The 9,759-nt window shown below is 48.3% G+C and carries 10 protein-coding genes and 1 pseudogene; 10 read left to right on the top strand and 1 reads right to left on the bottom strand.

Annotated features, from left to right (window positions below; genetic code table 11):
- Positions 1–63 precede the first annotated feature (63 nt).
- The 9 genes and pseudogenes from AB7D94_RS14560 to folK form a co-directional block, all read left to right on the top strand.
- Positions 64–717, top strand: a pseudogene (locus AB7D94_RS14560) (B12-binding domain-containing radical SAM protein); the annotation flags it as partial.
- Between the two features lie 281 nt (positions 718–998).
- Complete coding sequence (locus AB7D94_RS14555) at positions 999–1,289, top strand: hypothetical protein (RefSeq protein ID WP_420266675.1); 291 nt, start codon at positions 999–1,001, stop codon at positions 1,287–1,289.
- A 4-nt stretch (positions 1,290–1,293) separates the two neighbouring features.
- Entirely contained in the window at positions 1,294–1,848 is a 555-nt protein-coding gene (locus AB7D94_RS14550; RefSeq protein WP_420266674.1) for an HDIG domain-containing metalloprotein, read from the top strand.
- A gap of 2 nt (positions 1,849–1,850) precedes the next feature.
- Complete coding sequence (locus AB7D94_RS14545) at positions 1,851–3,017, top strand: MFS transporter (protein WP_420266673.1); 1,167 nt, start codon at positions 1,851–1,853, stop codon at positions 3,015–3,017.
- A gap of 46 nt (positions 3,018–3,063) precedes the next feature.
- Positions 3,064–3,852: a sulfite exporter TauE/SafE family protein gene (locus AB7D94_RS14540; RefSeq protein WP_420266672.1), complete on the top strand. Its 789-nt coding sequence runs from the start codon at positions 3,064–3,066 to the stop codon at positions 3,850–3,852.
- 146 nt (positions 3,853–3,998) lie between these two features.
- Positions 3,999–5,093 carry a L,D-transpeptidase family protein gene (locus AB7D94_RS14535; protein ID WP_420266671.1) on the top strand — a complete coding sequence of 365 codons (1,095 nt, stop codon included), beginning with the start codon at positions 3,999–4,001 and terminating at the stop codon, positions 5,091–5,093.
- An 8-nt stretch (positions 5,094–5,101) separates the two neighbouring features.
- A complete protein-coding gene (gene mnmA, locus AB7D94_RS14530; RefSeq protein WP_420266669.1) occupies positions 5,102–6,142 on the top strand; it encodes a tRNA 2-thiouridine(34) synthase MnmA in 1,041 nt (346 codons plus the stop codon).
- Between the two features lie 79 nt (positions 6,143–6,221).
- Positions 6,222–7,391, top strand: coding sequence for an LL-diaminopimelate aminotransferase (locus AB7D94_RS14525; RefSeq protein WP_420266668.1), 1,170 nt, complete (start codon positions 6,222–6,224; stop codon positions 7,389–7,391).
- Positions 7,325–7,849 (top strand): 2-amino-4-hydroxy-6-hydroxymethyldihydropteridine diphosphokinase, encoded by a 525-nt coding sequence (gene folK / locus AB7D94_RS14520; protein ID WP_420266676.1) that lies wholly within the window; start codon positions 7,325–7,327, stop codon positions 7,847–7,849. Before AB7D94_RS14525 ends, folK begins: the two co-directional genes overlap by 67 nt.
- 17 nt (positions 7,850–7,866) lie before the next feature.
- Here folK and AB7D94_RS14515 read toward each other — a convergent pair whose 3' ends face one another.
- Positions 7,867–8,052, bottom strand: coding sequence for a hypothetical protein (locus AB7D94_RS14515; RefSeq protein WP_420266667.1), 186 nt, complete (start codon positions 8,050–8,052; stop codon positions 7,867–7,869).
- Positions 8,053–8,185: 133 nt separating this feature from the next.
- Here AB7D94_RS14515 and AB7D94_RS14510 point away from each other — a divergent pair, with 133 nt between their 5' ends.
- A complete protein-coding gene (locus AB7D94_RS14510) occupies positions 8,186–9,691 on the top strand; it encodes a hypothetical protein (protein WP_420266666.1) in 1,506 nt (501 codons plus the stop codon).
- Positions 9,692–9,759 lie beyond the last annotated feature (68 nt).

Raw genomic sequence — 9,759 nt, 5'->3', positions numbered from 1 at the left:
ATTATGACATCTGCTACCCCCACTGTAAAGATGGGGTTTTCTTGACGCTTACGGACATATCGAACCCACAGCGTTAATTATGTCCTGAATGAGATTGCTGAGGTGTCAGCAAAGTATGGATATAAATATTTTGACTTCCATGACGATTGCTTTAATCTCGACAGCCAACGAGTCTTTGAGCTTTGCAGTGAGATAAAAAACCGTAAAATGGCAATCGAATGGGGCTGTTTCTGCCGCGCCGCACAGTTCACGCCGACGATGGCAAAGGCTATGGCGGGTGCGGGCTGTAAAGTTATACAGTTCGGCGTAGAAAGTGGAAATCAGACAGTGCTGACAAAAATAAAGAAAAGCACGACCCTAAAGCAAATCGAAGACGCCGTCATCGCGGCAAGTGAGGCGAAAATCAAACAAATAGTCTGCGGTTTTATCATCGGCCATCCCCAAGACACCCAAGACACGGTGACAGATACGATTAACTTAGGTCTGCGACTAAGTGAATTAGGGGCAACGCGACTTACGTTGAGCCTGTTAACCCCTTACCCGGGCACGGAGGTCTTCTTAAAGATGAAACAATACGGGATTACATTGCTTGAGGACGACTGGGAAAAATATACATTTTCCCGCGTTGTTATGGAAACCCGGAATTTACCAAAAGAGCGGCTGCGCGAACTCTACTCCATTGGAATAGGGCTGTTTCTTAGGGCAACACAGAAATAAGGCAACCAGCAACGGCTGCAATGCTGTGCAGATTTAAGCTACGCCTGGCATTAGGATTGCGCCGCCCACCGATCAGGAATGAAAAAACCTTGTAATTAGTTGTAAAATTAACTGTGTCTAAGCCCAAAGCGTTAAAACATCATGCGCCCGTGCGGGGCGGAAGCGTTTAGAGCGGTAAGGAAGTAAGAATAAGAAGGTGCTCAATATAACGAAACATGCTTGGTGCCGTTTTGTGTGTGATGCTTTTAGCATCGAACTAAAATGAACAGGAGGTCTTGCAAATGCCACCAGTAGGAATACACTACAAAAAGAGTCTGCAAACAACAGGTAAGGAGTACAGAGAGGTACACGATTGGCTGGATAACGACCCATCAAAAAAAGCCGAGCGTCACGATATTACTAAAATCTACGAGTACGGTAAAGAGATCGAGGAAAAATATGGTAAAGAGGCGCTTCAACAGTACATCGAACATATCCACGACGATGTGAAGGCCAAGTTTAAACATATTGAAGATGACCTGCACAAGGCCATATCCGACACGCTGCAGTATTTCGGGATAAAAGGAGACTAATACAATGGCTGCGTATACGATAAGAGAAAGTGACATTAATTTATTACGGCAGACAGGGGTCAGTGAGGACGACATTGGCCACTGTGTAAAGGTTGCTCAAAAGGCTCTTGAGATAGCGGTTCGCTGCGCAGGAGGCATGGACATGGAGCTTATCGCAAGAGGCGCTTTGTTTCATGACCTCGGCAAGTCTAAGACACACGACATAGAACACGGCAAAATAGGAGCCGAACTTGGTAAGGCGCTGGGGCTGCCAACCGCCATCACAGACATAATGGAAAAACACATCAGAGGCGGCCTTACTCCAGATGAGGCAAGGGAGCTTGAACTGCCAGTCAAAGACTATTCACTTAAAACTATAGAGGAGAAGATTGTCATTTACGCTGACAGGCTTGTTGACATTATCTATGACGGTATTGTTGAACTCAGCAAGGATAAAGAAGCAGAGGATAAGTTTGTCGAAATTCTGACTAAATATCCTCAGTACGGCAAAAATGAAATCACACTCAGACGATATATCGCCTACCATGACGAAATTCAAGGTCTAATGGCCAAGGCATAAAAATGTCGCCGTATGTGCTTCTGTGCGTTTCGGGAGCCTTAGCCATCTTTAGTTCGACTATGGCCAAAAGCCCCGTATTGCCCCTGTATGCTTCCTATCTGGGCGTCGGGCCGTTGGGAATCGGTATTATAGCGTCGGTATCGCCGATAGCCGGTATAACGTGCAGTGCCTTAGCCGGTGTATTTGCCGACAGATACGGCAGCAAGAGGATGCTCACCGTGGCGTCTGTTATATTTTTTACGGCCCCTCTGTTATACCTTCTGGCTGTCAATGTCACGCTGCTTTCACTTCTGAGATTCTATCACGGCCTCGCCACGGCAATAATGATTCCTGTGTCAATGGCCCTTATATCAAGCACTTACGCAGAGAAAAAGGGCGAGGCCCTGGGGATGTTTTCAAGCGCAACGTTAGCGGGCAGGTTTGTTGCTCCTATAGCTGGAGGCGCCGTTGTCGGGTATTTGGCGTCAACCCCTCGGCTTGGCTTTAACGCCGTCTATCTCATATGCTCTGTAAGCGGTCTTATTACACTGGTGCTGATTTCACAACTGCCTAAAGACAACATAAGCAAGGTAAAGGCAACACGCACAGATGTGGTTAAAGCGCTGAAGGGGTTGACTACCCACAGGGGAATTTTACTGACAGGCGGTGTTGAGGCCGCCGTTTTGTTTTCATATGGTACGTTTGAGACGTTTTTGCCGGTATATTTAATTAACAAGGGAATGAACCCGTATGAAATCGGGGCAGTGCTTTCAGCGCAGATAATATCAGTTGCCCTGACCAAACCTATTATGGGTAGACTTTCAGATAAATACGGCAGGCCGTCTCAGATAACTGTCGGCATTTTGCTATGTGCCATATTTATTTGTCTGATAATTTACGCAAATGGTATTATAGTGGCTATGGTACTAAGCATAGCGTTTGGCCTGAGTATTTCGGTCGTAACCTCGGCCACATCGGCGTTAATCGGCGACATGTCTCTAAAGGGGCAGTTAAGCTCCTCAATGGGCGTTTTTGCCTCTATAATGGATATAGGGCACACGACGGGGCCACTGGTGTCGGGCATTATCGCCGCTTACTTTGGCATAGGCAAGGTGTTTATAGTTTCCTCTGTTGTATTGTTGATTATGTTTTCAACATTCATCACATACCGGAGCAGACTTGCTTTGTAATGGACGCGATTAACTATGCAATTCATATGAGGCAGAGGGGGACGAAATGGGTTCGGTAAGCATGTTGGCGGCGTTATTTTTAATTGGGGCGGTTGGCGGAGGGCTTTCAGGGCTTTTGGGATTAGGAGGGGCGATAGTCCTTGTGCCGATGCTGTTATACATTCCACCGTTGATAGGGGTGGGGGCTCTCGACATGAAAGCGGTATCGGGGATTACGATAATTGTGGTGTTTGCGTCTTCGCTTGCGGGGTTGTCTGTGCAGAACAAGAATAATCTCGTCTTAAAGAATATGGTAGTGATAATGGGAGTAACCGCCGTGGTTGCCGCTTTTTTTGGCGCTATATACTCAAATAGTTCATCAAGCAAGACGCTTCTGTTGATATTTGCGATAATGTCGGCCTTTGCGGCGTTTGTAATGTTGTTGCCGAATAAGGAATCAGACGAAGAGATAGTCTTAGAGAATATAAAGTTCAGCAAACCTAAGGCAGCCCTGATATCTTCGACTCTAGGATTTATAGGAGGAATGGTTGGGGCACCGGGGGCGTATATATTTACGCCTATGATGATTTACATACTAAAAATCCCGACAAAGGTCGCTATTGGAAGCACATTGGGGATAGCCTTCGTCGCGTCAATATCGGGGGCAATAGGAAAACTAATAACCGGACAGGTTCCATACATAATGACGGTGGCCGTGGTAGTAAGCGCAATACCGGCGGCGAGATTTTGTGCGGGGTTTACAAAGCGAATCCCAGCCCCGATTCTAAGGAAGGCCTTGGCGGTTGTGATAACAGTTGCAACAGTTCGCATGTGGATGGATGTATTAAATTTTTGATACGACACATGGGCGATTTCTGTTTTGATGCCAAAATGCAGTCATAGGATAATCGAATTCATTAGCTTTATGCTGCCAGCTAAAGGCAGTTGCTTTAATCGTATAGAATCAATTACAATTTCATTGTCACAGTAGAAAATCGGTTTATGAGAAAACTTATCGCGTTATTGATATTACTAGCCTCGTTGGTTTATTTGCCGTCCGCGTTTGCTGAGACCCTCATGGTCGCGGTTGACAATGTAACGGTTCATGATGAGCCGGAGCTGTCCTCTGATGTCAGGTTTCAACTCTATCGGGGGATGGAAATAACCCCTGAGCAGAGGTCTCAACATGGCAGCGTTACATGGGTTAGGTTTGATATTCGCGGCCATCAGTTCTGGGCAGTCGAAAAGCAGGACAATACCACAGAGCCGCTTTTATCACGCAAAGTTAATATTGATTTCTGTGACGGCAGCGATAAGAAAATCGTCGTCAATAAGAAACTGCGCACCTTGACCGTATTCAATAGAAACGACAGCGGCTGGGAATCCACAAAGCAATATTCCATCGGCCTTGGCAAAGGCACAGGACTTCGCGCAGAGACACACACAATTACCCGTCCCTACGCCTATCTGACCCTCAAGGGCAACAGAAAGTTTGATCTTTTCGAAAGCACCGGCAATGCCCTCACTAAGGCCCTTGGCGGTGAGGCCGTGATTGTCCTCGATAAGAAAGCCAATACCCTCGCCCTCTACCACCTAAGTCACGGTAAGCTGGACGACGAGGAGCCGCAGATGTATTCATGCGGGGAAAAAGTCGTTGCCGGTGATTATGTCGTGGAATTCGCAGAAGATAAATTTAACCTGATTATTAATAAAGACCTGTATCCTAAGACGAAAAAATTTGATCGCCAAACCCCCGAAGGCACTTATTTCATCGCGAGGAAAAATCCCGTAAGCCGCTTTGGCCTCGACCCGGATACAAACAGCGCAATGCCCTCCCTGCAGCTCAACTACCCGAATTCCTTCGACGCGTGGGATGGCCTGCGTTATGGACTAATCTCCATAGAACAGTATAAACGCATCACCGCGGCCACGCTGAACATGAAACTCCCACCGCAAGATACCGCGCTGGGGAATCTTATCATGATTCACGGCGGTGGCAATGACGACTGGACCGCCGGGTGTATCGCACTGGAGGACGAGGATATGAAGGAACTCCTCCACAGGGTTGGCCCTCATACATGCGTGGAAATCAAGTAACCACCTAAGTGAAAAGCGTACTCGTTGGAATGAGCGGAGGGGTTGACTCCTCGGTAACCGCTTATTTATTACAGAAACAAGGTTACCGCGTCCATGGCCTGAGCCTCATGTTCTGGGAAACGAGGTTTAACTCCGGCACAACCGCCTGCTGTTCGATTGACTCGGTGCTTGACGCGGCAAAAACGGCCGCCATTGTTGGGGTCAGCCATAGCGCTAAGGACGTGCGCGTTGAGTTTATGGAACGCGTCATAGAGCCATTTATCGCGGGCTACAGAGACGGCCTCACGCCAAACCCCTGTGTCTTATGCAATAAACATGTGAAATTCCCGGCGCTTCTTGACACGGCAAATGAGATGGGGATTGATTTTATTGCCACAGGGCACTATGCGGGAATTGTGAATCAGCACTTAACCATTGCCACAGATAAAAAGAAAGACCAGTCATATTTTCTCTATCCCCTGACCAGTGAGATGCTATCCCGCCTCGTCCTGCCCCTCGGTGGGTTGACAAAGGACGAGGTGCGAGAAGTTGCACTTAGTTTGAACCTGCCCGCGGCCACGCGCCCTGAAAGCCAGGAGATATGTTTTGTCGTGGACTGTGATTACGGGAAGTTCATCAGGGATTACGACGGTGGCGTCAGTCGTGACGGCCCGATTATTGACATGGAAGGCAACCGAATCGGCACGCATCATGGCCTCTACGCCTACACGCTTGGGCAGCGGCGGAGAATCGGCATCCCCGCCAAAGAGCCGCTCTACGTAATAGGAATAGATACGGCAACTAATACCCTTAGGGTTGGGCAGCGGCAGTTTGCGGTTGCCCCGGAGTGTATCGTAGGTGATTTAAACATGCTCGTTGACATCGCCTTCCCAGCATCGTTGGATGTAAAGATACGGTCAGCCGGGCGACTAATCCCCGCCCTTGTCAGCTTCGTTGACGCCCAAAAGGTAAAAGTCGTCTTTGAGAGGCCACAGTGGCCTCCCGCACCAGGACAAAGCGCGGTATTTTATGATGAGGGCACGGTGATTGGCGGAGGGGTTATTGTATGAATAGCGGTGTTTTGTTTATAATGTGCAACGCTGGTATGTGAGGATGGCTAAAAATATATTATGAAGAATTGGAGATACGATGAAAAAGACTATTGAACTTGCCGGGAGGGTAAAACACCTGCCGCCCTATTTGTTCGACAAGATTGACAAACTCAAAAAACAGGCAAGGGCAAAGGGTGTGGATTTAATTGATTTGAGCATAGGAGACCCGGACATTCCAACGCCTGCCCACATTGTGGATGCCCTCAAGGCCGCCGCCCCCAAGCCGGAACATCATCGCTATCCCGCATATGAGGGCATGTTGGCCTATAGGGAGGCGGTTGCCCGTTGGTATTTGAGGCGTTTTGGTGTCACGCTCGACCCCGGCACTGAGGTGCTGTCTCTGATTGGCTCAAAGGAGGGGATTGGGCATCTGCCGCTTGCCTTTGTAAATCAGGGGGATGTCGTCCTGTGCCCTTCGCCGGGTTATCCAGTGTATACCATTGGAACGATGTTTGCCGGAGGTGAGCCATTGCTGATGCCCCTGCGGGAAGAAAACGGTTATTTCCCTGATTTTTCAGCCATCCCGGTTGATGTGCTTAAGCAAACGAAGCTGATGTTCTTAAACTATCCCAATAACCCTACCAGCGCGGTATGCGGCAGGGGGCAGTTTATGGAGGCCGTTGAGCTTGCCCATAAGTATAATTTTATAATTTGCCACGATGCCGCATATTCAGAGGTCTATTTTAATGGCAAAAAGCCGATGAGCTTTCTTGAGATTGACGGTGCCAGAGATGTGGCCGTAGAGCTTCATTCACTGTCAAAGACATATAATATGACGGGCTGGAGGATAGGATTTGCCGTAGGCAATGCCGATATAATATTTGGGCTTGGCAAGATAAAGACTAACCTTGACTCCGGCGTATTTCAGGCGGTGCAGGAGGCGGCGGTGGCCGCTCTGGAAACAGACGACTCCATACTGGCACCGCTGCGCGACACATACCGCGCTCGCAGAGACGCGCTCTATGATGGACTTAAGGCAATAGGCATAGAGGCGATGAGGCCGGAGGCCACGTTTTACCTCTGGGCGAAGGTCCCCGCGCGGTTTAATTCCGAGTCCTTCGCCGTCCATCTGCTTGAGAACGCGGGCATCTCCGCCACCCCCGGAAACGGCTTTGGCGAGGCAGGGGAGGGCTATATCAGATTTGCCCTTACAGTGGATGTCGGGAGAATGAAAGAGGCCGTCGAAAGAATGAGAAAGATAATCTGAGGGCATATATCGGCGTTGGCTCAAATGTTGGCGATAGGCGCGGCAACTGCCGCCGTGCCATTGAACTGATAGAACGCGCAGATATGGCGGTGACGGCGCGCAGCGGCATGTATGAGACAAAGGCGTGGGGGGTGGTGAATCAGCCGGATTTCATTAATATGTGCGTCGGGATTGAGACGCGTCTGACCCCATTTCAGCTCCTTGATGCACTACAGGCAATAGAGATACAAACGGGCAGACGCAAGTCATATAAATGGGGCCCGCGGGAAGTTGACCTTGACATCCTGTTTTGCGGTGAGCGGGTAATTGACGAGGAGCGCCTTAAAATCCCCCACCCATATGCCCACCTCAGGGGATTTGTCCTTGAGCCGCTTGCGGAAATAGCCCCGGAGTTCGTGCATCCGGTTATAGGGCAGACCATAGAGCATCTGCTTCGCAGTCTTCAAACCCCAGCATAAAGGGTTAACAAATAGCTTCACCCGTCATGCCCCCTGCCAGTTAGCCTTCTGATTATCGCTGATAGCTTGAACCGCGGCAGAAACCTTCGCTCGCAAAACGTCTTGTTATTGGTTTCCTCCTGCGACAGCCTCTTGCTTATCTCCACTATCAACGCCCCAACAAAATACGTCCCAAAAATCAAAGAAAATACCTTAAGCATCATCCCCCCATATTCTAACCCGCCCCGTCATGCCAACAATTATACCCGTAGCAATAAAACTATGTCAAAAAAATAATATATGTGGTAAAATCTACACGCAATGCCGCGAGCTAACTCACAACAACACGGTTCTGATATGAGACACAGTTCTAATGTAATACACAAACTTTACATCGGGTGTTTTGTTGCCATCGTCCTCTCAGCAGTGATTCTAAGGATGTACAAGGCCTGCTATACCGGAGTTATTTATGACGAGGCCCTCACCTATTTTAGATTCGCACGGGATTTCAACAGCGCTGTTTCGGACTATTCAACGACAAACAACCACCTGCTGAACTCTGTGCTGATTTATCTGTCAGTTAACATATTCGGGCAATTGGGCAATTTTATGGGGGTGCCGGCAATACGACTGCCCGCGGTTGTTTTTGGCATCGTTTATGTGGTATCAATTGCGATTATCATAGAGGCCGCCTTAAGAAGCAGGCCGCTAAAGTTACTCGTGCTGGCGCTGTGCCTGTCTAATTACTTCATATTCGATTTATCCATCCTCGCAAGGGGATACGCCATAGCCCTCGGCGCAGTGTATTGCGAACTGCTTCTTGTTATCTTCTATCCTACGCTCTTAAAAGACTACGATAAGTCTATGGTTTTTCTCCTCAGCGCCCTGAATTTCATCGCGCTTGGGGCTATGCTGACAAGTTTATACACCATTGTGCCTATAAATCTTGCCTTCCTTGCCGTGATGTACCATACTAAAAATGCCTGTGTGGCCACAGGCAAACCCTCAGGCGCGTTTAAGAAGGTCTTTGAGATGGGAAGCGCTATTATGTGCTTTTCTTCCTTGCCCCTGGCGTTGCTGTATATTAACGTCATTAAGACAATAATCTCGGCTGCCGCAGTGAACAGCGAAATAAACGAGGCCCCCGCAACTATCCTCAAAGCGCTGATAACAGAAGGCCTGTTTTCAAAATGGGGATTTCACCTGTGGAATCTTGAAATGATAACTCGTGCTATTATGCTGCCTGTAATGCTTATCCTCGCCGTATTGTTTATACTAAATATAATAGTAAATAAAAAAACCTTAACGCCCGCAGCCCTTATTATTTTATCTGTGCTGGCGGCCTCGTTTTCTTTGGCTTACATAGCACATACAGCGGCGGGGTTGTCGCTGGGCTTTACGCGCAACCATGTGTTTTGGCTGCCCATGATTGTCTTAGCGGGCGGTATTATTGCAGACGGGGCATTAGACGCCCGTATTATTGGGACGTGGTTTATGCGGGCCGGCACATGCCTTGTTTGCTTGGTACTGATTATACTAACCGCTGGGCCTCTTGCCTCCTTACACGTTGTAACCACATATGACTGGAAGCCGCAAAGCGTTGTTGGGCCGCTGCTTAGGGAGTTAAAAAAAATAGACGCCACGAGGCGCTGGCGGGTTGGATTTTCAGACAAACTACAATTCGATCTCTTTCCATACCTGTTTTATAACGGTGAAGCCTACAGGATTAGCGATTCAGACGTTGCAGTGTATCCAATATCAGAACAAAATCAACACCCCGAAAATCTGTACGAATATGATTTATTTAAAAAATTTGATTGCATTGTGGCGCTTGCCAGCCGTCCTCGCCGTCCTCAAATATAAGCAGGGCGCAGAGATACCCAAGCTCCGATATAGAAATTTGCACCTATTGATAAAAGGGTTTTTGAAAG

The sequence above is a fragment of the Candidatus Magnetominusculus dajiuhuensis genome (assembly GCF_046044395.1).
Lineage (GTDB): Bacteria > Nitrospirota > Thermodesulfovibrionia > Thermodesulfovibrionales > Magnetobacteriaceae > Magnetominusculus > Magnetominusculus dajiuhuensis.
Note: the sequence above shows the minus strand (reverse complement) of the source record. Positions and strands in the feature narration are given on the sequence as shown.

Coding starts and splice junctions, on each gene's coding strand:
- AB7D94_RS14510 (WP_420266666.1), top strand. CDS start 8,186: ATGAGACACAGTTCTAATGTAATACACAAACTTTACATCGGGTGTTTT.
- AB7D94_RS14525 (WP_420266668.1), top strand. CDS start 6,222: ATGAAAAAGACTATTGAACTTGCCGGGAGGGTAAAACACCTGCCGCCC.
- AB7D94_RS14535 (WP_420266671.1), top strand. CDS start 3,999: ATGAGAAAACTTATCGCGTTATTGATATTACTAGCCTCGTTGGTTTAT.
- AB7D94_RS14550 (WP_420266674.1), top strand. CDS start 1,294: ATGGCTGCGTATACGATAAGAGAAAGTGACATTAATTTATTACGGCAG.
- AB7D94_RS14545 (WP_420266673.1), top strand. CDS start 1,851: ATGTCGCCGTATGTGCTTCTGTGCGTTTCGGGAGCCTTAGCCATCTTT.
- AB7D94_RS14540 (WP_420266672.1), top strand. CDS start 3,064: ATGGGTTCGGTAAGCATGTTGGCGGCGTTATTTTTAATTGGGGCGGTT.
- AB7D94_RS14515 (WP_420266667.1), bottom strand. CDS start 8,052: ATGATGCTTAAGGTATTTTCTTTGATTTTTGGGACGTATTTTGTTGGG.
- AB7D94_RS14555 (WP_420266675.1), top strand. CDS start 999: ATGCCACCAGTAGGAATACACTACAAAAAGAGTCTGCAAACAACAGGT.